At 37.4% G+C, this 23,443-nt stretch carries 20 protein-coding genes and 1 pseudogene; 2 read left to right on the forward strand and 19 right to left on the reverse strand.

All coding sequences use genetic code 11. The features are described from left to right. Window positions 1-3: 3 nt before the first annotated feature. The 12 genes and pseudogenes from CD31_RS03175 to CD31_RS03230 all read right to left on the reverse strand — a co-directional run bounded on the left by CD31_RS03175 (window position 4) and on the right by CD31_RS03230 (window position 12,312). Window positions 4-849, reverse strand: coding sequence for an ABC transporter permease (locus CD31_RS03175; RefSeq protein ID WP_036075746.1), 846 nt, complete (start codon window positions 847-849; stop codon window positions 4-6). Next, window positions 846-1,781, reverse strand: coding sequence for an ABC transporter ATP-binding protein (locus CD31_RS03180; RefSeq protein ID WP_016992437.1), 936 nt, complete (start codon window positions 1,779-1,781; stop codon window positions 846-848). Before CD31_RS03180 ends, CD31_RS03175 begins: the two co-directional genes overlap by 4 nt. Beyond that, a complete protein-coding gene (locus CD31_RS03185) occupies window positions 1,781-4,174 on the reverse strand; it encodes a DUF7408 domain-containing protein (RefSeq protein WP_036075747.1) in 2,394 nt (797 codons plus the stop codon). The genes CD31_RS03180 and CD31_RS03185 overlap by 1 nt, the downstream gene beginning before the upstream one ends. A gap of 161 nt (window positions 4,175-4,335) precedes the next feature. Further along, a complete protein-coding gene (locus CD31_RS03190) occupies window positions 4,336-5,223 on the reverse strand; it encodes a transcriptional regulator CcpC (RefSeq protein ID WP_016992439.1) in 888 nt (295 codons plus the stop codon). 69 nt (window positions 5,224-5,292) lie between these two features. Next, the gene (cbpB, locus tag CD31_RS03195) at window positions 5,293-5,733 is read right to left on the reverse strand and encodes a cyclic-di-AMP-binding protein CbpB (RefSeq protein ID WP_004224640.1); all 441 of its coding nucleotides are present in this window, start codon (window positions 5,731-5,733) and stop codon (window positions 5,293-5,295) included. Window positions 5,734-5,930: 197 nt separating this feature from the next. Further along, window positions 5,931-6,170, reverse strand: coding sequence for a hypothetical protein (locus CD31_RS03200; RefSeq protein WP_036075750.1), 240 nt, complete (start codon window positions 6,168-6,170; stop codon window positions 5,931-5,933). 63 nt (window positions 6,171-6,233) lie between these two features. Continuing rightward, window positions 6,234-7,001: a 2,4-dienoyl-CoA reductase gene (gene fadH / locus CD31_RS03205; protein WP_036075751.1), complete on the reverse strand. Its 768-nt coding sequence runs from the start codon at window positions 6,999-7,001 to the stop codon at window positions 6,234-6,236. A gap of 154 nt (window positions 7,002-7,155) precedes the next feature. Then, window positions 7,156-8,340 (reverse strand): iron-containing alcohol dehydrogenase, encoded by a 1,185-nt coding sequence (locus CD31_RS03210; protein WP_036075752.1) that lies wholly within the window; start codon window positions 8,338-8,340, stop codon window positions 7,156-7,158. A gap of 15 nt (window positions 8,341-8,355) precedes the next feature. Beyond that, complete coding sequence (locus tag CD31_RS03215) at window positions 8,356-9,117, reverse strand: 3-hydroxybutyrate dehydrogenase (RefSeq protein WP_036075754.1); 762 nt, start codon at window positions 9,115-9,117, stop codon at window positions 8,356-8,358. A 12-nt stretch (window positions 9,118-9,129) separates the two neighbouring features. After that, a pseudogene (locus tag CD31_RS03220) lies at window positions 9,130-9,660 on the reverse strand (GntP family permease); the annotation flags it as partial. Window positions 9,661-9,882: 222 nt separating this feature from the next. Continuing rightward, on the reverse strand, window positions 9,883-11,403 hold the full coding sequence (locus CD31_RS03225; protein WP_036075756.1) for a CoA-acylating methylmalonate-semialdehyde dehydrogenase: 1,521 nt from the start codon (window positions 11,401-11,403) through the stop codon (window positions 9,883-9,885). A gap of 15 nt (window positions 11,404-11,418) precedes the next feature. Next, the gene (locus CD31_RS03230) at window positions 11,419-12,312 is read right to left on the reverse strand and encodes an NAD(P)-dependent oxidoreductase (protein ID WP_036075757.1); all 894 of its coding nucleotides are present in this window, start codon (window positions 12,310-12,312) and stop codon (window positions 11,419-11,421) included. Window positions 12,313-12,548: 236 nt separating this feature from the next. Between CD31_RS03230 and CD31_RS03235 the strand changes: the two genes are divergently transcribed. Continuing rightward, window positions 12,549-13,187: a TetR/AcrR family transcriptional regulator gene (locus CD31_RS03235; protein WP_036075759.1), complete on the forward strand. Its 639-nt coding sequence runs from the start codon at window positions 12,549-12,551 to the stop codon at window positions 13,185-13,187. A 19-nt stretch (window positions 13,188-13,206) separates the two neighbouring features. On the opposite strand, the gene CD31_RS03240 is transcribed toward CD31_RS03235, so the two are convergent. The 6 genes from CD31_RS03240 to CD31_RS03265 all read right to left on the reverse strand — a co-directional run bounded on the left by CD31_RS03240 (window position 13,207) and on the right by CD31_RS03265 (window position 21,923). After that, window positions 13,207-15,213 (reverse strand): putative bifunctional diguanylate cyclase/phosphodiesterase, encoded by a 2,007-nt coding sequence (locus tag CD31_RS03240; protein ID WP_036075760.1) that lies wholly within the window; start codon window positions 15,211-15,213, stop codon window positions 13,207-13,209. A gap of 29 nt (window positions 15,214-15,242) precedes the next feature. Next, window positions 15,243-17,399, reverse strand: a complete 2,157-nt coding sequence (locus CD31_RS03245) for an RNA degradosome polyphosphate kinase (protein WP_016992445.1) — start codon at window positions 17,397-17,399, stop codon at window positions 15,243-15,245. Then, a complete protein-coding gene (locus CD31_RS03250) occupies window positions 17,396-18,943 on the reverse strand; it encodes a Ppx/GppA family phosphatase (protein WP_016992446.1) in 1,548 nt (515 codons plus the stop codon). The genes CD31_RS03245 and CD31_RS03250 overlap by 4 nt, the downstream gene beginning before the upstream one ends. Before the next feature lie 166 nt (window positions 18,944-19,109). Then, window positions 19,110-20,012 (reverse strand): chemotaxis protein, encoded by a 903-nt coding sequence (locus CD31_RS03255; RefSeq protein WP_016992447.1) that lies wholly within the window; start codon window positions 20,010-20,012, stop codon window positions 19,110-19,112. A 65-nt stretch (window positions 20,013-20,077) separates the two neighbouring features. Continuing rightward, entirely contained in the window at window positions 20,078-21,400 is a 1,323-nt protein-coding gene (locus CD31_RS03260; protein WP_016992448.1) for an MFS transporter, read from the reverse strand. Window positions 21,401-21,602: 202 nt separating this feature from the next. Continuing rightward, on the reverse strand, window positions 21,603-21,923 hold the full coding sequence (locus tag CD31_RS03265; RefSeq protein WP_016992449.1) for a winged helix-turn-helix transcriptional regulator: 321 nt from the start codon (window positions 21,921-21,923) through the stop codon (window positions 21,603-21,605). A gap of 159 nt (window positions 21,924-22,082) precedes the next feature. Here CD31_RS03265 and CD31_RS03270 point away from each other — a divergent pair, with 159 nt between their 5' ends. Beyond that, complete coding sequence (locus tag CD31_RS03270) at window positions 22,083-22,475, forward strand: DoxX family protein (protein ID WP_036075761.1); 393 nt, start codon at window positions 22,083-22,085, stop codon at window positions 22,473-22,475. A gap of 68 nt (window positions 22,476-22,543) precedes the next feature. Here CD31_RS03270 and CD31_RS03275 read toward each other — a convergent pair whose 3' ends face one another. Next, window positions 22,544-23,410 carry an NAD(P)-dependent oxidoreductase gene (locus CD31_RS03275; protein ID WP_036075763.1) on the reverse strand — a complete coding sequence of 289 codons (867 nt, stop codon included), beginning with the start codon at window positions 23,408-23,410 and terminating at the stop codon, window positions 22,544-22,546. Between the last annotated feature and the right edge of the window lie 33 nt (window positions 23,411-23,443).

The following is a 23,443-nucleotide window of genomic DNA, read 5'->3' on the forward strand; positions in this document are numbered from 1 at the left end:
TCCTCATCGGTTACTTTTCATGTTGGCACGCAATTTTTTAATCGCAATCGTTAAACAAAGTACAATGATGAATACATAAGCAATTAAATAAGTTATCCATACAGGTAGTTCTACACCAGAAAGCTCTGCTAACGCATCCCCCATCTCAGGAGAAATAAGTGTCAGCATCAAGGCACCTGGATTAATTGACGCCCAGAAATAGGTCATAAAGGAGGCACCTGTTCCAATGGCGTTGCCCATTTGATGAAAGGCCATTGTTAAAAAGAAGAAGAACGCAGTAATACCTCCTAAGAAAATAATTGAGCCGTATGTGGCAATCATGGCAACAATGGTTCTCTTGGTAATCGTAGAAAACATCACGCCTATACTACCTATCGCTACTACAGTGACTAAATAAAATAAAAATATAGAAATAAGCTGTGAAGGCGACACACCACCAAACAGAAACACTAGGCTATATAGTGGTAAGCCTGCTACCAGCATCAATACTAGAAATGCTACGGAAGAAAGTAATTTTCCAATAACAATTTGTGTAGAACTTTGTGTCGTTGTTAATAAAATATTTAATGTTTGCTTTTCACGCTCACTACTGATGGCACCTGCAGTTAAACTTGGTGTAATGAAAAGAACTAATGCCATTTGTAAAATGGTAAGCACAGCAAACATCATAAAGCTTGTCTCAGGTCTAAAGAAGCCTCTGCCAGTAAATTCAGTTGTAAGCAATAAAAAACCTGCAATGAAAATACAAAGTACAGCTAAATAAAACATTAAACCTGAAAAGCTTTTAAAAGAACGGAAGCGTAACTTCAATTCTTTAACAAATACTGGATTATAAAAGCGTTCCATCATTGATTGTCCGCTCCCTTCGTAATCGCCATAAAGACATCCTCTAAATCTTTCTCTTCTTCACTTAAAGCATAGATCGGTAAATCTGCAAGCATCGCCTTTTTCAGCAATGCCACCTGCTCTGCGTCTGTTCCTCGATAGTTAAAGGCTATTTCTAAACGATTGTCGATGACATCAATTGATGATATATGCGGATCTTCCTCTAAAAATGCTCGTACCTCGTCTAAACGATCTGTTATTTTAAGCACAATACGCTTTTCCCCTTGTAGTTGTGCTTGGATGGCAGCTACATTGCCATGTGCAATTAATTTACCATTATCTATAACACCGATTTCATCACACATTTCAGCCAACTCTGGCAAAATGTGTGACGATATTAAAATTGTTTTCCCCATGGACTTTAAATTTCGTAAAATATCTCGCATTTCCACACGAGCACGTGGATCTAGTCCTGATGCAGGCTCATCTAGAATCAGTACCTTTGGATCATGGATAAGTGCACGAGCTAAACATAAGCGTTGCTTCATCCCACGTGATAATAAATCAACATATTCATAGCGTTTATTTGTTAAATTTACGAGTTCTAATAGTTGTGGAATTAACACTTGACGCTCTGCTAACTGGATACCGTAGCTCGCTCCATAAAAATCTAAATATTCATCTACTTTTAGCTGATCGTATACACCAAAGAAATCGGGCATATAACCAATTTGCTTTCGAACTTCCTTTGGTTCCTTCACAACACTTTTGCCATTTATCAGAGCATCCCCAGAAGTCGGTGACAATAGTGTAGCTAAAATAGAGAATGTTGTAGATTTACCTGCTCCATTGGCGCCAACAAACCCAAATACAACGCCTTCTTCCAAAGATAAGTTTAAATGATCTAATGCTGTAAAGGAGCCATATCGTTTCGTTAAATCACGAATTTCAATCATTATTTTGCCACTCCTTTCAGCTCTATGTCTGGTAACTTTGTTTGTTCTCCTGATGGATCAGGACCATATTTGATTTCAATTCGAAGCTCTCCATCTTGATTAAAGTATGTTGAAACTTTGTCTGTAAACACTTGCTTTGTATCGACTAAAGGCTCATATATATTCGTTTCATTATTCCAAATGGATAGCTGCATACGTGAGACATCCTTATTAGAAATTGTCAGCTCATTAAGTGATTCAACGGCATCCATAAATTGATCTGGCATGGCCATCGTTACTTCGTACAACCCTTCAGATAGGTACCATTTATTCAATTCTTCCTCGATCTTTTCATAATACCCATTTGCTGATAGCGGCTCTACTGAATACGAGAAGTTATTACGCTTCATTGTAAATGGACCTGTTAGCTCAACTTTTCCTTTAAATGGTTGAACAAGCATCGTAATTGGTGACATATTAGCACTTGTTTCTAGTTCAACACCTACCACAGCTTGATCTGTCCAAGCTGTAAGTATTGGCTGGTTATCCTTTTCGACAAGCGGCAATGCTAATGTTTTCATTCTTTCAATACGCATTGGGTCTACCTCATCCTTTTTCGATGGGTAACTATAATTATAATTATTGAAGATAGATGGTTTTTGAAGAACCGTTGTTTTCAGTTCTTTATTTACCTGTAATGTTCCGTTTGCTTCAATATCACCCAGTTTCACTTCTTTCACACCGGAGATTAATGTGACATCTTTTAATGCAAATGGGAAATTATTTTTAACCGTTCCTGTTAGTTTTTCATTTTTCAGTGTAATATCAATATCCATCTTCCCAATATTTTGCGCTGATGTTTTTCCACCAAAGGATTGCACAGACCAGTAGCTTAAATCACGTAATGTTAGTGTTGAACCGCTAGCATTTTCTTTTATATAAGAAGATTCATGTAATGGTCCCATCGTGCCTGTAAAGTTATTATAATTTCTTAATGCAACGGCCGTTGTATTTTGGTCAGCATTGACCACAAAGTCCCCACTGCGATTCGTTAGAATGGACTCTACATAGTAGCCATTTACACTATTGTCTTCATTTACTTTATAGAATGCCGATTGTTGAACTTGTGGCTGAACAATACGATCCTTCGCTCCGACAATAAAGAGAACAATGGAAAGAACAACAGAGATAGATGGTATAATCCACCATGCATGCTCGCGCTTGTCCGCTTTTTTCAAGATAAAATAAAGGATTGGCCCGATAATTAAAATATAAAGAATAATGACAATTAGCATATAGCTCACTGATACTTCGAAGGATGGAAATAATTCGTTTATGTTACGAAGTTCATAAGATATTTGATCGAGAGGAGATTGTCCCTGTCTCATTATTCCTTGCTGTGAAATACTTTGAATATTTATCACTTTGGCTAAAAGTGCTCCGTAGCCGTCCATAGAAGCAAGTGGTTGATCACCTAAAGAGAAGGTAGTTTGAATCACTTCCCCGCTACCCACTTTTTTCTTTGCTGCTAACACTGTATTATTTTCTGTTAATACAGGTAAACTTCCTTCACTGCTAGTAGCTGAGTAAACTGAAATCGGCTGTGTAAAAATGCCGCCTCCTGACATTTTAGTTAAAGCTTCTGCAGAAATCGCAGTCATTTCTTGTGATAATGACAAAGGTAAATACTCTTTAAAAATGCCTGCTGTAGCATTGATTTGGTCAGCAGCACCTAGAAGTAAGGTACCTCCATCTTGCACCCATTTTAATAATGCTTCTTGTTGCTTCTGTGTTAAATCAGCAATAGCCACTTCATCTACAACAATGACATTGGCCATTGCAAGTCCCTGCGAATCTTCTGGAAGTGTATAATCTTTTAATTGATTGATATTAAATACTTCCACATTGCTTTGAGCTACAAATGTTGATAAACGTAATAGTGCTGAAAGTCGATCACTTTTATCTGTTAGTGTATAAATGAATGTTGATGAGGGATCTAAAAAGTTTGATTGCAGACGTTTTGTTCCCTTATAGGCAATCTTTTTTCCTTTTTCAATGTTCCCCTCATAAAAGGCAAATAAATCTGTGTCCGAATAACTATAGTCAGCTAAACCATCAAGATAGAAAGTAAATGTCTTTTCCTCTCCTGCTGCTATATCAATTGGCACGACAAGTGCTGAAGCTGCCTCATAAGAATTTGATGAATTAATCGCCATATCTCCTGAGAAATCAGCTCCATTATTTTTCACTGTAACTTGTAGTGGTACTACTGATTGATATTTCGCTTTACCAGAAATACCTGCTGTTGCTTTCACCTCTAGCGTAGCAGCCGCACTCGCCTCTGTTGCAGGCAAGATAAAGCTCATTACAAGCATGACTAGTAAGGTCAGTGCCGTCCATTTTGTCTTTTTCAAAAGCTCAACCCCTTTTTATGTAAATAGATGGTTACATAATTATACGATTTAGATTGCATTTTGTTCCATTTCTTATGATATCTTCATGAATATTCATAAACTCTTAAGATTTCTACAATGTCAAAAGGCAACTCCAAAACAACTTGGAGCTGCCTGATTTTCTATTTAGTATAGTCAAACAAACACCGCGCATGATCCTGCACCACTTCAACAAACGCCTCTACCTGCCTTAATTCAAAGGAAGATTCATAACCAATTAGCCAAGTATCGCGTGTAAGCCCAAATTCCTTTTCGTTATTTGTCAGAGGGATTTTGTGAATGGCATCGTGGTCATTTAACGTAATAGAAGGTAAGATCGCATAACCGATACCATTTAATGCCATTTGTTTACAAATTTCAATTTGATCCACTAAAATTTGTTTTCTTGGATTCGAGGCAAAATGCTGCTGCCACCATTGCTGAATTTCTTGATAATAGTTGGAATCACTTTTATATTGAATAAATGGACGGTCTGTCTTTAACACATCTTCAATTGTTTTAACCTCTTTGTCCACTAAATAAAGAGTATCTCTGAAAAGGTGGATCTTTTCTCCTTTCCAGTCAACTTGGCCTCGTACAATGCCTACATGGGCCTCGCCCTCGTAAAGAGCTTTCACAATTTCAGAACTCCAGCCTGTCATCAGTGATATTTTAGCTTCTGGATATTTTGACACAAACTCCTTCAGGATTTTTGGTAGCCAGTTCTGACCAACAATGGATGCACAAGCAATTTTCAATGTCCCGTTTACCTTTGTCGTTAAGGATTGAATGGTTTCAAAAATTTCTTCCTTTTTAGTCAGCATTTCCTTTGCATAGGCTATCACCTGTTCGCCAGCAGGTGTTGCAGTTAGACCTTTCTGTGAGCGAATAAATAATTGTGCACCCCAGTCTTTCTCAATTGTTTGCAATCGTTGTGAAAGGGCTGGTTGGGATAAAAATAGACGTTCTGCTGCTTTTCGCATATTGCGTTCTTCAGCTAAGATCTTTAAAATTTCTGCCTCTGTTGCCATCAATCTGTAAAACCTCCAATACAAGCAAAGAGGGCCTCATGATTTTCATCTGAGTTCCCTCTTAAGCTACTACTCTTTTTGATAAATATATTTTTTCAATTGCTTTAAAATAACACGTCTTGTTAATATCCCTGCGAATGTACCATCTTCGTCCACTACACATAAAAAGGCGTGGTTAATGACTAAATCCAAAGCACGCTGGAAAGTATCCGTCAGCTTTAATACAGCGATCTCTTTTTCCATAATAGAGTCAACCTTAATATCAGGTAGCTTTTCATATTCAATATGCTCAAGTCCAAGAATCGATTCGGTAATCATTTTCATGCTAAGTAAACCTTGAAGTCGATATTTCAAATCTAATACAGGTATGGACGAGTACCCTGTACGTGTTAGTACAAGGAGTGCATGTTCTGCACTATTTCCACTTTGTACATGCGCAACTTTTTCAGAGGAAATGATAAAATCACTAATTGGCATTGCTAATAAGTCTTTGCTGTTAGTTGAAATCATGAACTTCTTCTCCTTTTCTGTCCTCACTGTGTAGAACAGTCCTTCCCTTTCATCATATCACAACTTTTCTATGTATGACCACGACAAGGCCAAGAAGAGTTTTTCATGAACAATGAATTATTTTAACCCTTACAGCAAAAACTTAGTATATCTTCATTCAGTCCAGTTTTTCGTGACTGAATGAAGATGGTTCCTATCTAATAGCCAGTCTTACTCCAGTAATAAAAAATCATGATTCCTAAAAAAAGCAAAAAAATTGCATAGACCCAAACAATTGGGTTCAACATCGTTGCATACTCTTCAACTGTTTCAGAAATCGGAGTATCATTTTCAGATTTCCGTTCAGAAGTCATTTTGGCTATTTTTAGCGTATAGACAAACGAAATAGCAGAAATGATTACAATGGCAATAATTGCTGGTATTAACCACATACCCATCGGCAAAACTCCTTTCTTTACCCTTAGTATGCGTCAACCCAGCTATTCGTTATGCAAACATTTTTAGAATGGATATTGATTGAGCCACTGCCCACCATCCAAAGTTACACATTCTCCATTCATATAACTTGCTTTGTTAGACATCATAAACGTAGCTAAATCAGCAATTTCTTCTGGTGTTCCTATACGACCTAGTGGAACAGAATCAAGTGTACGAGCTGCCGCTGCTTCTGATTCCCAAAGCTTATCGGCTCCACCAGTACGCTCGATTGGACCTGGTGCAATAGCATTAACGCGAATTCCATACTGTTTCCCCCACTCAACAGCTAGCGTTCTCGTCAATGAAAGTACCCCTGCTTTTGCTGCAGCAGAATGGATCACACCTGCTCCTGCATTCCAAGCATACGTCGCTACCATATTTAATATAGACCCTTTAATCTTATGTTCAATCCAATACTTGCCTACTACTGAAGAACAATAGAATGTACCATTTAATACAATATCCACGACAGCCTTCCAGCCATTCGGGGATAAATCCTCTGCACGTACAATAAAGTTACCTGCTGCATTATTCACAAGCCCATCCACTTGACCAAATTTTTCAATAGCAAATGCGAGCATAGCCTCAGCATGCTCAGGTACACGTACATCCATTTGGAATGTCTCAATAGAGGGACCAGCCTCCGCTATAAATTTTTTTGCCTCTGCTAATCGTTCTTCGTTACGACCTGTTATAACAACATTAGCTCCCTCAGTCACGAATTGCTTTGCCATATACAGGCCCATGCCACTTGATCCACCCGTAATAATAATCGTTTTCCCTTGCAACATTCCATTTCCCCCTTTGTTAAAAATGAATGATGATTCACTAAAATTTTACTATATATTCTCGAATATGTCATATTAATTCTATAGAATGTGAGTTTATTTTCTAAAAAAATATAAAAGAGCCATTCATTAGTCTGAATAGCTCTCTTCAATATAATTAAAACTCATACGTATAGGCAATTTTATATAACTCCATTAACTCTTGTAAGGTTGGTATCTTCGGATTGTTGCCTGGGCTTCCACTTGCAAGCGCATCCTCAGCCATTTTAGGAATGGCCTGATAATAAGCATGCTCCTCTATTCCCCATTGTTTTAAATTGCCAATTTTCATATGCTTACACATATTTTTAATGGAAGTAATAGCAAGCTGAGCAAGCTCCTCTTGTGATAGACTTTCTTTTGTTTTATTAAAAAATTGTCCTAAATCTGCCAATCGATCTATACAAGTATCTTTTGAATAGTCTAGTACAGCTGGTAAAAGCATCGCATTGGAGATACCATGAGGAACATGGAAAAGTGCACCAATTGGACGCGACATTCCATGTACAAGGGCAACAGAAGCATTTGAAAATGACAGCCCTGCCTGCATCGAGCCCAATGACATCGCTTCTCTAGCATCAACATCATCTCCATGTTCATAAACCTTTATGATGTTATTCACAATTAATTCCATAGCAGATAAGGCGAGCACATTCGAATAAGGATGAGCTAAGCGCGATAAATAGCTCTCAATGGCATGGCTCAATGCATCTATTCCTGTTGCTGCGGTAATGGCAGGAGGTGAAGTAATGGTTAAAATAGGATCAACAATCGCAACAGTTGGCATAAAAGCTGGTTGCTTAATCATCATTTTTACATCACTTATCGTGTTGGTAATAACGGTTGCATCTGTTGCTTCAGAGCCTGTACCCGCTGTCGTTGGTATCGCTATGTGTGGGATTGGTGCAGAAGCTGCTACCTTTGCCATTTTCATATAATCCCCTATGTAGCCACCGTTTGTAGCCACTACTGCAATCGCCTTTGCCGTATCAATACAGCTACCACCACCAACAGATATAATGACATCACAGTTTTCCTTCTGCAAAAGCTGCAATCCCTCTGCTACATACGTATCATCTGGCTCTGTTGTCACCCCTAAATATGAAACGACTTCTAGCCCTTGGTTCTTTAACAGTGTATGGCATTGCTTGACAAAGCCTAAACTGTCCATGATTGGATCACTAATAATTAATGCCTTAGAGCCTAGTTTTTTAGCATACTCTCCTACTTCTTCAAATGAATCACGACCATATACAATCGTTCCTGGTGAATGAACGGTAAAGATGGTTTTTGTTTGAATCATATTTTCCCTCCTAAGCTATTGAGCTGTATAGCCACCATCTAATAGAATGGCCTGACCGGTTAACCCCTTTGCTACATCACTTGCTAAATATAATGCAAGTCCAGTAATTTCCGAGACATCAAGTAAACGTTTTTGTGGGACAAGTGGATATAACACTTGTTCAATTACTTCTTCCACTTGAATACCCCGTGTCTTTGCTAAATCCATAAACTGATTACGTACTAATTCCGTATCAACATACCCTGGACAAATGGCATTTACCGTAATTCCATCCGTCGCCACCTCTAGTGCTGTTACCTTAGTGAGCCCAATCACACCATGCTTTGCTGCATTGTAACCAGCCTTACCAGCAAACCCAATAACGCCATTGATGGATGCCATATTAATAATGCGACCAAATTGATTTTTCTTCATATATGGTAACGCATACTTCATCGCTACAAAGGGAGCAACGACCATCACTTTTTGCATTGCCTCGAAAATTTCTGTCTTAAAATCCTCTATATGCGACACATGTTGAAATCCTGCATTATTGATTAAAATATCTAATGTTGAGAATTTATTAATTGTAAAATCAATGGCTTCTCTTATGGCTTGTTCTTCTGTCACATCACATATAAAGGAAGTTAAAGAGGGGTTTTGTGAGACGGCTTCCTCTAAAAGCTGTTCATTTTTATCCGTAATCACAACATTAGCCCCTTGCTCAGCAAATGCTTGTGCCATGGCAAGGCCAATACCACGAGCTGCCCCTGTAATAAAAACCGTTTTTCCTTGCATACTACATCCCTCCTACATCCCTAATAAGATTAATATGATCGCAAGTATTGTACCTATGATGGGGATAATAACCGTCAAAGCTCCAAATGGCATATATGCATCCTTCTGCTTTTCATTACAAACTGAATTGATGGTTGTCACAACATATCCACCGTGTGGCAATGAATCTAGGGAACCAAATGCTATAGCGATTGTTCGATGTAACGCCTCTGTATCTACACCCATCTCGATATAATGCGGTGCAAGTAAGGGCATTGGAATCGTTTGTCCCCCTGATGCTGAACCTGTTAAACCAGCAATAACCGCAATGGCTAAGGCTCCTCCAATCAACGGACTACCAGGAATATTGGTCATTACATCTACTGTTGCAATAAAGGATGGCGTTGCTTTTACTACGCCTTCAAAGCCGACAACAGCCGCCGTATTGGCAATGGCAATGATCGCACCTATTGCACCTGATGCTAATGTTGCGCCAACTGACTTTGCATATTTGTAGCTCACTAAATAAGCCACGAGACAGCCTCCAGTTAAGGCTACAATTAAAAGTTAGGAAGTTGGCCTGATTTTCATTAGCTGTTTGAGGAAAAAATGCGAGACCATTTGTTAAGGCTGCTAACAGCGCAGTTAACGGTGCTGAAATAAGTAGATTTATACCCCCTCTTTGTTAAATAAACTACCAAAAAGACCGATATACTCTAACATTTACACCTCACCCATCCCCTTTTTTAGAAAAAGAGCTGTATGTCTCTACAGCTCTAGGTTTTATTAGTCGTTATTGCTTGGGAATGCAAATGTGGATGCTGCGGAGGCGTTACCAGCCATCCAACGCTCTGAAATTGTCTTTGTTTTGGTAAAGAAACGTGCTTGATCTGGTCCAAACATATGCCCCTCACCAAAACGAGAGCCTTTAAAGCCAGCAAAGTTATGATAGCCAACAGGAATTGGAATTGGTACATTGACACCAACCATGCCAACATCAATTTCTGTCGTAAATTTGCGAGCTGCTAATCCATCATTCGTAAAGATTGTGACACCATTACCTAGCTCATGCTTATTTATAAGTGTTATAGCTTCCTCTAATGAATCTACACGAACTACATTGCGAGCTGGACCAAATATTTCTTGCTCATAAACTTCCATGCCTGGCTTTACATGATCTAATAATGTAGGTCCTACATAAAACCCTTTAGACTCTTTAACAATGTCAAGTTCCCGTCCGTCACAGATTACTAAAGCTCCTTCTGCTTCTCCTCGATCAATTGCAGTAAGTATTGCTTCTTTTGATTGTTGAGAAATAACAGGGCCGAAATCTGAATCAGGGTTTGTATAAGGGCCGACCTTAAGATTAGAGATTTTTTCCTTCAGAATCTCCACTAGACGATCTGCAGTATCCTTTCCTACAGGCATAATAGTAGATATCGCCATACAGCGTTGAGAGGCTGCCCCATATGCTGCTCCAATAAAGGCATTAGCTACCTGTTCAAGATCGGCATCTGGCATTACAACCATATTATTTTTACCCCCGCCTAGTGCCGTAACGCGTTTTCCGTATTTTGATCCAGTTTCATAAATATACTTTGCCACTGGTGTTGATCCAACAAATGAAATCGCTTGCACAGTTGGGTTTTCTAAAAGTTCATTGACCGCATCTTTATCACCATTGACCACTGTCCAAATACCATCAGGCAACCCTGCCTTCTTCCAAAGCTCACTAACATACAATGCAGTCATCGGCACACGTTCGGATGCTTTTAAAATCACCGCGTTTCCTACAGCAAGGGCCATACTCGTTTGCGCTAGAGGCACCATGATGGGGAAATTAAATGGAGAAATTGCCGCCACAACCCCTAATGGATATTTTGCAGAATAAGCATTTATTTGACCTCCAACATTTACAGAGTATTCTCCTTTCATTAAGTGGGGCGCACCAATGGCTAAATCAACAGATTCAAGTCCTCGTGTAATTTCACCTTTGGCATCTTCAATCGTTTTACCGCTTTCAGTACAAATAATCTGTAATAGCTCCTCCATATTGTCAGTGATAAGGTTACGGAACTTTAGTACAATTTCTGCACGCTTCGCTACTGATGTATCACGCCAAGCTGGAAATGCTGCTTGAGCTTGCTCGATAGCATCTCGTGTTTCCTCTACTGTTGCAAGGGGTACCTTAGCAATGACTTCACCTGTTGTTGGATTAAACACCGACCCAAATCGCCCACTTTTCCCTTCAACCATTTTGCCACCAATAAAATGTGTTAATGTTTTAACCACTTGTGCTGTTGTCATATCCATATCCTCCTCTTAAAATTGTTCTAGTTTACATTTTTCTTTTAAGCTTAAATAAGCTGCAGACATATCATTTTCTCCATAGCCCTGCTGCGCAATCTCACTGTAAAGATCCACCAGCTTTTCACCGATTCGCAGAGATACGCCTGCTTCATCTGCCATTTCCTTAGCTAATTTCAAATCTTTTACTAATAGATTTGTCGAAAAGCCTGGCTCATAATTATCATTTTTCATATACTCCATATAATTGCGTTCATAAATACGGCTTTGCCCATAACTATTACTTAATACCTCATACAGCGTGTCTGCCTGAATACCCATTTTTTCTCCAAGTAAAATAGTTTCAGCGACTGCCTCTGTGTAAAAGCCAATCATTAAGTTATTGAGTAATTTAATTCGCGTTCCTACACTTGGAGATGTGCCCAGGTGATAAACGTTTTTCCCCACTATTCCGAATATTTCTGTAGCACTTTTATAATCAGCTGTGTCACCACCAACCATAATGGTTAATGTCGCATTGACAGCCCCAATTACACCCCCACTGACAGGTGCGCCCAAATAACGTAATCCCAAAGCTTTAGCTTCTGTATGTAACGTATCATTCAATTCGGGATTAACAGTACTGAAATCAATCAGCAGGCATCCTTTCTTTGCATGTTGTAAAATTCCTTGTTCTGACTGATAAACCAATTCTACAACGTGAGGGGTAGGCAAACTTGTCATAATAACATCACATTGTTTCGCAATATCTATTGCTGTCTCAAGACCGATACCACCTGCTGCGACGAATTGTTCCATTGCTTTCGCATTCGTATCGAAACCAAACACCTCATAATCTGCTCTTAATAAGTTAATAGACATCGGTAAACCCATATTCCCTAAGCCAATAAAACCTAATTTTTCCTTCATTGTGACCTCCTCATACCTTGAAAATACACCAGGAAAACTTGATGATATACTAGCCAACTTTCATTTTTTAAAGTAACATTAATAACGAGATAATTTCACTGACCACAGTCATTGACCTTGGTCATTTAAATCATAATCAATCGAAATCCATCTCGTCAATTAAAAATTTGATATTTTCAGAATATTTTTTACAGAAGATATTTTACAATATTTTATATAGGGGGTATTAGCTACCTATGGAAGCACTCACAAGCAGACAGAAAAAGGCATTAGAAACACGTGAAAAATTATTGAAAACTTCTTTAGACTTATTTAACAAACATGGTTATGAACATGTTTCTGTTGAACAAATTACGAAGGCATGCAATGTTTCGAAGGGTACCTTTTATACACATTTCCCATCTAAATACGATGTTATTTTAGAAAAATTTAAGGAACTTGATAATTTTTATAGTACAGTTGAAAAAAATATTGATGCCACATTACCAGCAAGTGAAAAAATACTATTAGTGTTTCAAGAGCAAATGAACTATTTAACAAAAATTGTAGGAAAGGATTTATTGCGTACAGTATATACGGCTGCTATGACAAACCAAGTAGAACAGGATCATTATTTAATCAATCCACAACGAAAGATTTTTCAGATAATGAATACCTATATCGCGGAAGGTATTCAACAAGGGGAATTTAGACAGGATCTATCTGCTACTACCATACAAACACTTATTCAGCGCTGTATGCGTGCGAATGTCTATGATTGGTTAATACATAGTGAAGATTTTGACCTAACCTCCGAGATGTCCCAATTTACAGCAATTGTTTTAAAAGGTCTTAAAAACGACAAATTAAAAAGTAGCACTTCATCTATTTTATGATGTAAGTGCTACCCGTTTTCTAGCTAACAAAATATTGTTGTACAATCGTTTCAACTGGTAATGGTTTATTATACAAATAGCCTTGCCCTTTTTGACAACGATGGCGTTTGAGAAAATCGACTTGTGTGGGTTCTTCAATTCCCTCTGCAATGACCTCTAACCCTAAATTATGAGACATCGAGATAATGGCTTTTATGATGGCTTCATTTTTGTCATCCTTTGCTATATCTGCAATAAATGACTGATCAATTTTAATAATATCAATCGGATAACGCTTGAGATAACTTAATGATGAATAGCCTGTCCCAAAGTCATCCACAGACACATAAACACCTAATTGCTTCAGTTCTGTAAGAATCGAAAATGTTTCATGTACATTTGTCATGGAACTTTCGGTAATTTCTACTTCTAATAATTCAGGTGGTACACCATATTTCTTTAAAGCTGTTTTAATTTTTCGGGCAAAATTTTCTTTTCTAAACTGTTTTGGTGATATATTGACTGCAATCCGTACAGGACGATATCCCTTCGATTGCCATTCTCTTTGGTATCGACATACCTCGTCAATAATCCAATCCCCGATTTCAATAATTAAACCTGAAGCTTCCGCAATAGGAATAAACTGTGCTGGTGATACAAAACCAAATTTACGATTATTCCATCGCAATAAAGCTTCAAAGCTATTGATGCTATTATTTGCCAAATCCATTTGTGGTTGTAAATGAAGACTTAGCTCATTAAATTCAATTGCTCGACGTAAATGTGCTTCCATTAATGCTTCGTTTGGAAAAATGGCCGTCATATCTTCACGGTAGTAGCGGTAATGTGAGCGACCATGTTCTTTAACAGAAAATAAAGCTTTATCAGCTTTCCTTACAAGTGTCTCGATATCTTTACCATCTGCTGGACTAAGTGAAATCCCAATCGATACGCTAATAAAATATTCCTGTCCATCTATCATAAATGGCTGTTTTAATACGTCCATGATCAAGTTTGCAGTCCGCTCAATTTTTTGGATGGTTGCATCTTTTAGTACAAAAATAAACTCATCACTATTATATCGATATAACGAACACTTTGAGTAGCAAAGCTCCCGTAACCTATGGCTAAACATACGCATCAACTCATCTCCCTTGCTCTCGCCAAGGGATTCATTAAACTTTTTAAATCGGTCAATGTCAACTAAAATAAGAGCGGCTTGCTTATGCTCTTGCTTTTTATCATTTAAATGTTGGAGCCAATGCTCTTTAAAAGCTTTTCGATTCCAAATACCTGTTAATTCGTCCATTAGTGCTAGGTAATAGAATGCTTCATGATCATTCATAAATGAATTGGCATCTTTAACAAATAAGTGTACACCTACAACTTCATCATTATAATATGTTGGATGCGTTCTTAAATAAAAGGGTTCTTTACTTAGCAAATCACCTTTCAATAAACATTTAGGCATGCCAAACGCTGAACCTTCAATTGTTTTGGTAAATAATAATTTAAATTCATTGAGATATTTACTTTCGAGTAATGAAAAAATATCTAGTCCAATTAGACTGTGCTGCTCTCTCGACAGTGTAGCAGTAGCAGCAATATTTTGATGAATTATTCGACCTTGTAAATCTGTCGTTAACACTGGACTTACATGTTGCTCAATGAACTGTAAATAGGGCTTTTCTTCAACTGCTATCGCTCGAAGAATAATGGCAACTATTGATTCAGAAAAGTGCTGAACATGAAGCGCAAATGTTTTCTCTTGAAGACCAGTACCTAATCTTAGAGTATGCTGTTTATTGAAGTCTTCAATTAGAAATCCCGACAATTGCAGCCAGCATTGCTTAGTAAAAAAGTTCTCAGCGTTTTTGGCTGTTATATCCTCCAGCTCAATCATTGACGATAGCTTATCATTAAATTCAACGACCTCAAACACTGTCTTATCAACTTGTTGCAAAAACACGATTGCATCAAATGGATTCAGTTGCATGAGCTGTTGATAATCTGCAAATGGCGCTACACTTTCTCTACATTTTTTCATTCTATCCCTCACTAAGTAGCGTGTTTGCTCTATTCTTCGTCTAGCGTAGGCTTTAATGCTTCCTTCAAGAAAATTTCCTGGCTATTCAATGGATCTTCGCTACGATCAAACTCTTTATAATGATACTTACCATTAGAGTCTTGAATACGTGCTTTGGCAGTATCCATTAATTGTGCATTCATTATGTCAATAATACGAGTTTTTGCTTCACTTGCATATACAGGGAATAAAATTTCTACACGTTTAATCATATTGCGTGTCATCATATCTGCAGAGGATAAATAGACTTTATTTTCCCCATTATGATGGAACCAATAAATACGAGAGTGTTCAAGGAAACGACCAACAATACTTGTTACGGTAATGTTTTCACTAATACCTGGGATACCTGGTCTAATACAGCATATGCCACGAATAATAAGTTCGACCTTTACACCCGCAATTGATGCCTCATAAAGCTTCATCATTAAATCTTTGTCTGTCAATGAATTCATTTTTGCACGAATAAAACCATTTCCATATTTTTTATGACAGGCAATTTCCTCATCCATTAAACGAATAAACTCATCTCGTATATCAAATGGTGCCACGACTAAATGATTAAAAGTAGGCTTTTCTGTATAGCCACTTAAGTAGTTAAAGAAATTTGTCGCATCAATGCCAAACTCTTTATCTGTCGTTATTATGCCCATATCCGTATAGATTTTTGCAGTAGCATCATTATAATTTCCTGTACCCAAATGGACAAAGCGTTCAATTTTGCCGTTACGACGACTAACGACTAGCGTGATTTTGGAGTGTGTTTTTAAATTATTCATCCCATAAATCACAAGACAACCTGCTTGTTCTAATTGTTTTGCCCAGTGCACATTATTTTCTTCGTCGAAGCGAGCCTTTAGCTCCACTAATACCGTGACTTGTTTACCGTTTTCAGCGGCAAGCTTTAACGCTTGAATAATCGGTGAATTCCCGCTTACTCGATATAATGTCTGTTTTATAGCCAATACATTCGGGTTAACAGCGGCCTCAGAAATAAAATCAACAATAGGGGCAAAAGATTCATATGGATGATGGAAAAATATATCCTGTTGAAGTGCTTTTTCGAAAATATTTTCGTCAGACTGTAAATCTAAAGGTGGCTGTGGGATAAAGCTTTCATATTCTAAATGCTCACGACCTACAGAAATACCTTTCACAAAAGAGAACATAAACGTTAAATCCAATGGACCATCAATATGGAATACATCGGATTCTTCTATTTCAAATTCATCTAGTAAGTATCTCAGCACTTCCTCATTCATTTCTCCAACTCGAACTTCTAAACGGCTTCCTACTCCCCATTTTCGCTTTTTCAGCTCTTTTTCGATCTCCACGAGAAGATCTCGAGCCCCTTCTTCATGGATCGTTAAATCCGCATTTCTTGTTAAACGGAAGGCTTGTGCTGATTTTACGCTATAGCCATAAAACAGCTTTTCTATATGCGCTACTATCACATCCTCCAATAAAACGACAACTGTCTTTCCTTCTTCTGACGGTACTTTTATATAGCGATCCAACACAGATGGAACCTGGACAATTGCCACTTTTTCACGACTTTCAAGATCTGACTCATCCTGCTCTAACAGTACTAGTAAATTCAAGGTTTTACCAAGTAAGGTTGGGAAAGGACGATATGCATCCACTGCAACAGGTGTTAAAACAGGGAAGATAGTTTCTGCAAACATTTCATTGATAAATGATTTTTGTGTGCTATTTAAATCTTTCATGTCCGCAATATGTACATTATGTTGTGGCAGTAAATCATAGATTAAATGTCGATATACCTCGGTTTGTCGACGAACTAATGCTTGTGTGCGTTCTGCGATTTTGGCCAACTGTTCCTTTGGCGTTAAGCCAGATTTGTTTTCGGGCTTATGAAAACCAGCGCGTACCTGGTCCTGTAATCCTGCAACACGCACCATAAAAAATTCATCTAAATTTGAACTAAATATAGCCAAAAATTTTAAACGCTCTAGCAGAGGATTATTAATATCCTCTGCTTCTTCTAATACTCGCTCATTAAAGGCAAGCCAACTTAATTCCCGATTATTGTAATATTGAGGCTTTGCAATTTCCTCCAACAATAGATTGTAGTTTTCGGAAAACTCTTCCTCGTATAGCTCGTTTTTCGTTACTTCAGTTGTCATCCATTGTTCCACCCTTCTTCAATAAAATTGATTTTCATTGGGATTTTTAATGCACGTTCTAAATGTTTTCTATGTCGATTGGCTTGATATTTTTCAGCCGCAGCATTCTTTTTAACATAAATATCAAGCTGAACATGATCTTCTTCGGTGTGCATTTCAATAGCGTGTACAATATTGCGCTTTGAAACATTTAATGCATAGACAAATTTTAATAACGCTCCGAAATCTCGTATTTTACGATGTTCCTCCCGACTCATCCATGTAGCAAATGGAGCAGCAAATCGTTCGAAATAATCTTTATTTTTATAGGAGGCAAGAAGTGCTAGTTTTACTCGTTCTAAATGATTTAAACCATCAATGGATTGATTTGCAATTAAATAAAAAGTATGTTGGCTTGAAGAGCTCAATTCGATATACTCTCCGATATTAAAAACCTTCGCCGCTTTTGCTAATAAATGCAAATCTTCTGGATTATATTGCAAGTAGCCTAAATGACAACATTCACGATACAATTGATCTGCTAAATGCATTAAATAATCTACTTCCATTTCACTCCGACCATACTGACGTGCTAATCTTCTAGCATTTCCTTCAAATACATTATATTTATCAAAGGCTTGTGTGTCTGTTTGCAAAATCCGTTGAAAAATGAGTCCCTCACGTAAACCACGTTTTGTCAGTTGGAAGGACTCACTACCAACTACCTCCATCAACACTCTAAATACCTCTAATGCAGGAACAATGATATCTGCACGGTCTGATGAAAGACCGTCCAATTGTTTCAATTCCTGAAAGCTTAATTGCCCTAAAAATAAGCTTAAATCATCCAAATCTCCCTTTGTCATTTCGTAGCCATGAACGCTGGCAATAGGATAATCATGCTTTTGTTGATGTATTTGAGCAATATTGCGCGCACTACCACCAATTGCGATAATAGGTAGAGCAATATTTTTTATCCAAGGGAGAGTTTGGAACTGCTCTTTTACAAAGGTAAGAAGCTCTTTTTTCTCACTACTATTGATAATGTCACCTTTTACAAAACGTTGCTTTAAAGAAACTGTCCCAAAAGGAAAGCTATGTGATTGCTGAATTTCTTTATTTTCAAACAGCGTAATTTCGGTACTACCACCACCGATATCTATCGTCACAGCCGATTTCGTACCCATGGAATAAGCAACAGCAACGTAGCCAAAATAGGCTTCTTCCTCTTCTGATAAAAGCTCTATTTGGATACCTGTTCGTTCTTTCATTACCTCAATAATTTTGTCACGATTAGTGGCTTGTCGGATGGCAGCAGTCGCAGCAGCTTTTACATCTGTTACTTCAAAATCCTCAAGCATTGCTTTAAATGTTAATAAAGTTTCTGATAACAATTGAATACCTTCATCAGACATCTCCCCTGAGGGCTGTATATATGTACGCAATCGTGCTACCGTTTTGATATTTCCAAGCTCACGAAGTCCCTCTTCATTATCATATTGATATAATACTAATCGAATAGTATTGGAGCCGATATCAATAATCGCTGTTTTTAATTCATTCAAATAATCACATCCTTCAAGCGTCTACAATTTATTTTGTTCATAATATTTGGACATATACAAAAAAAGTCGGTCCCTCTTAATTAAGGCATCCGACTTTTCTTTCATTTATTTTTACTTGCAGGATACCAATTATTAAAATTGAGAAGTATCATGTAAGCCATGGTGATTACAGAATTAGTTGGTCAACACGTAAAATGAGCTCTGCAATTTCTGGCTTACTTATTTGATCCTCAGCCCCTACTTGATCACCTTTATGACGTAGGTCATCTGTAATGAGACTTGAGAAAATGATAACAGGAAGCTTTTGAAGATCGGGATGCTCTTTGATTTTTCGTGTCAAATGATGGCCATCCATTTGTGGCATTTCAATATCCGTTACTACCAATTGAATATGCTCTGCTATATCACTACCACTCTTCACAATTCCCTCTAAGTATTCATAAGCATCGCGGCCATTTTCAAAGAATTCAACATTGTCATAACCAGCTTCACTCATTGTATCGAATAGTAATTTACGTAATAACGGTGAATCTTCCGCAATTAAAATTCGCTTACCAGATCGCTCACGTTTGCCGAGCTTTTTAACAGATTCCACACTAATTCCTGATGCAGGATTAATATCCACCATAATTCTTTCGAAATCTAGTAATAGAATCATTTGCTCATTCTGTTTAATGACACCAATTACTTGTGATGTACCTCCTTGATACATATCTGAAGGCTTTTCAATTTGATTCCAAGAAATACGATGAATCTGTGTTACATTATCGACATGGAAAACCACACGTTGTTTATTAAACTCTGCTACAATATATTTTTGTTGTGGATTACGCTCAGCACCTTGAATCCCTAATACTCGTAGCATATCTACAACAGGTAATACCTCACCTCGTAATTGAATGATTCCTTCTACATGCGGGTGCGCGTGTGGGATAAATGTTACTGGGATCGGTTGAATAATTTCTTTTACTTTAATAACATTGATGCCGAATTTATTGTTTGCTACTTCAAATTCAACGATCTCTAGCTCATTTGTGCCACTTTCTAATAATATTCCTTTATGTTCCAATGCAACCCCGCTCCTTTCTCTACATCTGTTTATAATTCAATTGTATCATAGGCAATACATTTCTCCTACTTGCTATTTCCATTTTTATCATTAACTTTTAGATGTACCAGTAGACCAACGACAGTCATAACAATCAACGTTGATAGTGCTACACGACTAGCAAGAGTACCATAATCCTTCATCCACAATGTAACAGTTCCATATACGGCTGGACCGATAATGGATGATACCTTACCTGAAAAAGCAAACAACCCAAAAAATTGACCGCGTTTTTCGTTTGGTGATAATTCAATTATATATGTCCTAGATGTCACCCACATTGAGCCAAGTGAGATACCAAAAAGACTACCAGCAAGCCAGAACATCCATTGTGCTGAGGCAAAAACAGCGAATACCAACGCAACTATCATAATAAGTGCAACAATTGAAATGGCACGTTTAGCTCCTATTGATTTCGTAATATACCCAAATGCAAGTGATCCAAGGATTGTTGAAACTGTAGAGACCAAATAAAGAACGATAAATTGTCCAGAACTAAAGCCGACAATTGTTGTCGCATAAACAGCCATCATTGCAATCGTTGTAGCAATGGCATCATTTAAAAAGAAATAAGCAATCATAAAGGTAAAGATTGCTTTATATTGCTTCATATCTTTAAATGTTTGAATGATTTCCTTATAACCATCTAAAAACTTTAAGGACTTCCGCTGTGATTTTGGAATCGGTGTATCTTTATTAATTAAGAATAATGGCAATGAAAAGAGTAGATACAGGATAGCTGTTGGAATAAATGCTCGATGAAAATCGCTATTACCAACATACAAGTAAACAAGTAATCCAAAAAGTGTACCAAGATACCCGATTGCAACTCCATACCCTGAGATGAGTGGCATTTCTTCTTTTGTCCCTAGATCACCCATCATAGAATCGTAAAATACTAAACTAGAATTAAAGAAAAATTTTGCTATGACAAAACTTGCAACAACCAAAAACAAACTAAGAGGTACACCAGAGTAATTGACAGTGGTTTGTATATTCGCAAACATTCCCATCATAAACGTAAACAGAATAGATATGGATGCAAACCATACAATAAATCTTTTTTTATAACCTGTGTTATCAATCCAAACACCGAAAAGCGGTGAAAAGATAACGAGCAACAAGCTTGCAATCGCATTTGCATACGATATAAAGGTGCTCGCAACTTGTTGCATGACTTCATTTGTACCTAAAACCTCATCCATGTAAAACGGGAAAAATATTGTATTTATATTTGAAGAAAAAATTGTATTCGCAAAATCATAGAATGCCCATGAAAGTATCGGCAATGATAAATAAATGGCTAATTGACTTCGATGTTGTACGTCTATAGCTGTACTCTTCTTCATAAAACCCTCCCCTCCATTCTCTATAATAATCAATTAATTTCTCTCTGTAATAAAAAATACCTTTTTTTAAAGAAAATTAATATTATTTACAATATAACAGTAAATTCACTGAAAAATAACTGCCAATTGGCCGATAATTGAATACTCATTTTCCTTGTGAATCAAAAAAGGTATTCAAGCCCCTCGCTTGAATACCTTTTTATCATTCTATATCTATGGTCACCCATTCAGAGGACCACTGCTCAATCGCTTTTAGCACAGGTGCAATAGCATAACCCTTTTCCGTCAGTTCATACTCAATGACAACTGGTGTTGATGGAATTACTGTGCGAAGCACTATTTGCTCAGTCTCTAACTCCTTTAAACGTTCTGTTAATACACGACTACTAATATTTAGCTGATTTTTAATGGTCGAATACCTTTGTGGACCATCTAGTAGCTGATAAATAAGTAGAGTATTCCAACGATGATTTAATATCATGAGTGCTTTTTCAAATCGTGGACAAATATTTTTTTGATCCAAATGACTTACCCCCCTTTGTATATTAGTTCCTATTTAACAGTATATCACTTTTTTAAAAAAACCTGTTCTAAAAAAACATTTAGTTACTTGACAAAAGTTATTTTTAAAAATAAACTAAGTTACGAATTGTAAGTAAAGAAGAAAAGGAGTTACTCTATTATGCAAAATATTGGTTCAACTATTTTACGTATCGTTTTAGGCATTATTTTTGCAGTGCATGGTTTTCAAAAATTTCAAGGCGGTATCAGCTATACAGCTGACTTCTTTGATAGCCTAGGTATACCAGGATTTATGGCGTATATCGTGGGGATTATTGAATTAGTTGGTGGAATTGCAATTATTTTAGGTTTAGCAACAAGAATATTTGGTGCTTTATTAGCCATTACAATGATTGTAGCGATCTTTACGGCAAAGCTTAGCATCGGCTTTATCGGGGCAGATGGATTGGCTGGTTATGAATTAGATTTAGCTTTAGGCGCCATAGCTCTTTACTTTGCTCTCGCAGGCCCGTCTAGCTTCTCACTGGATTCTCAACTTTTTGGGAAAGAGTAAATAAAAAACCTGAAGGCCTCCCATTCATAAGGAGTCTTCAGGTTTCCTATTCATAATCACATCGCGAATTATTTATAATACTTTAAGAGTGCTTGTGTACCATTATCACCATAGCCTAAGGCGATCAATTTCTCATACATTTCATAGGCTAATGCAAGTCCTGGTAATGTGATGCCCATTTTATTTGACTCATCTAAAGCTATTTTCATATCCTTCACAAAATGTTTAATATAAAAGCCTGGTGCAAAATCTTCTTTTATCATACGTGGAGCTAAATTGCTTAAAGACCATGAACCTGCTGCACCTGAAGAGATTGATTGTAATACGGTAGGTAAATCTAATCCCGCCTTTAGTCCATAAGCTAACGCTTCACACACCCCAATCATACCAGAGGCAATGACAATTTGATTGCACATTTTTGCATGCTGCCCGGCTCCTGCCTCACCCTGATAAACTATATTTTCTCCAAATTGCTTCATAATTGGCAATACCTTGTCATATGTAATCTGATCGCCACCAATCATGATAGACAAAGTACCATTTTGCGCACCAATATCCCCACCTGAAACAGGCGCATCTAAAGCCTCTACACCGATGGATTGAGCATGCGTATAAATTTTCTTTGCTAAAGATGGTTCTGAAGTCGTCATATCAATGACAATGTTGCCTTGTTCTGCCGTTTGGAAAAGGCCATTTTCCCCAAAATATACTTCCTCTACATCTGAAGGATAGCCAACCATTGTAAAGGCAATTTCATGATTTCTAAATGCTTCAGCAGGCGAGCTTGCCCATGACGCCCCTAAAGCAACAAGAGGTTTTGCTTTTTCTTGTGTACGCGTATAGACGGTTACTTCATGACCATTTTTTAATAAATGCTTAATAATACTTGCACCCATTACTCCAGTTCCAATAAATGCAATACGTTTCTTTGTCATATGTACATGCTCCTTTGTTCTAGAATGTCTGCA

Source organism: Lysinibacillus boronitolerans JCM 21713 = 10a = NBRC 103108, assembly GCF_000772935.1.
Lineage (GTDB): Bacteria > Bacillota > Bacilli > Bacillales_A > Planococcaceae > Lysinibacillus > Lysinibacillus boronitolerans.

Coding starts and splice junctions, on each gene's coding strand:
- CD31_RS03175 (WP_036075746.1), bottom strand. CDS start 849: ATGATGGAACGCTTTTATAATCCAGTATTTGTTAAAGAATTGAAGTTA.
- CD31_RS03180 (WP_016992437.1), bottom strand. CDS start 1,781: ATGATTGAAATTCGTGATTTAACGAAACGATATGGCTCCTTTACAGCA.
- CD31_RS03190 (WP_016992439.1), bottom strand. CDS start 5,223: ATGGCAACAGAGGCAGAAATTTTAAAGATCTTAGCTGAAGAACGCAAT.
- cbpB (WP_004224640.1), bottom strand. CDS start 5,733: ATGATTTCAACTAACAGCAAAGACTTATTAGCAATGCCAATTAGTGAT.
- CD31_RS03200 (WP_036075750.1), bottom strand. CDS start 6,170: ATGGGTATGTGGTTAATACCAGCAATTATTGCCATTGTAATCATTTCT.
- fadH (WP_036075751.1), bottom strand. CDS start 7,001: ATGTTGCAAGGGAAAACGATTATTATTACGGGTGGATCAAGTGGCATG.
- CD31_RS03210 (WP_036075752.1), bottom strand. CDS start 8,340: ATGATTCAAACAAAAACCATCTTTACCGTTCATTCACCAGGAACGATT.
- CD31_RS03215 (WP_036075754.1), bottom strand. CDS start 9,117: ATGCAAGGAAAAACGGTTTTTATTACAGGGGCAGCTCGTGGTATTGGC.
- CD31_RS03225 (WP_036075756.1), bottom strand. CDS start 11,403: ATGACAACAGCACAAGTGGTTAAAACATTAACACATTTTATTGGTGGC.
- CD31_RS03230 (WP_036075757.1), bottom strand. CDS start 12,312: ATGAAGGAAAAATTAGGTTTTATTGGCTTAGGGAATATGGGTTTACCG.
- CD31_RS03235 (WP_036075759.1), top strand. CDS start 12,549: ATGGAAGCACTCACAAGCAGACAGAAAAAGGCATTAGAAACACGTGAA.
- CD31_RS03240 (WP_036075760.1), bottom strand. CDS start 15,213: ATGAAAAAATGTAGAGAAAGTGTAGCGCCATTTGCAGATTATCAACAG.
- CD31_RS03245 (WP_016992445.1), bottom strand. CDS start 17,399: ATGACAACTGAAGTAACGAAAAACGAGCTATACGAGGAAGAGTTTTCC.
- CD31_RS03260 (WP_016992448.1), bottom strand. CDS start 21,400: ATGAAGAAGAGTACAGCTATAGACGTACAACATCGAAGTCAATTAGCC.
- CD31_RS03270 (WP_036075761.1), top strand. CDS start 22,083: ATGCAAAATATTGGTTCAACTATTTTACGTATCGTTTTAGGCATTATT.
- CD31_RS03275 (WP_036075763.1), bottom strand. CDS start 23,410: ATGACAAAGAAACGTATTGCATTTATTGGAACTGGAGTAATGGGTGCA.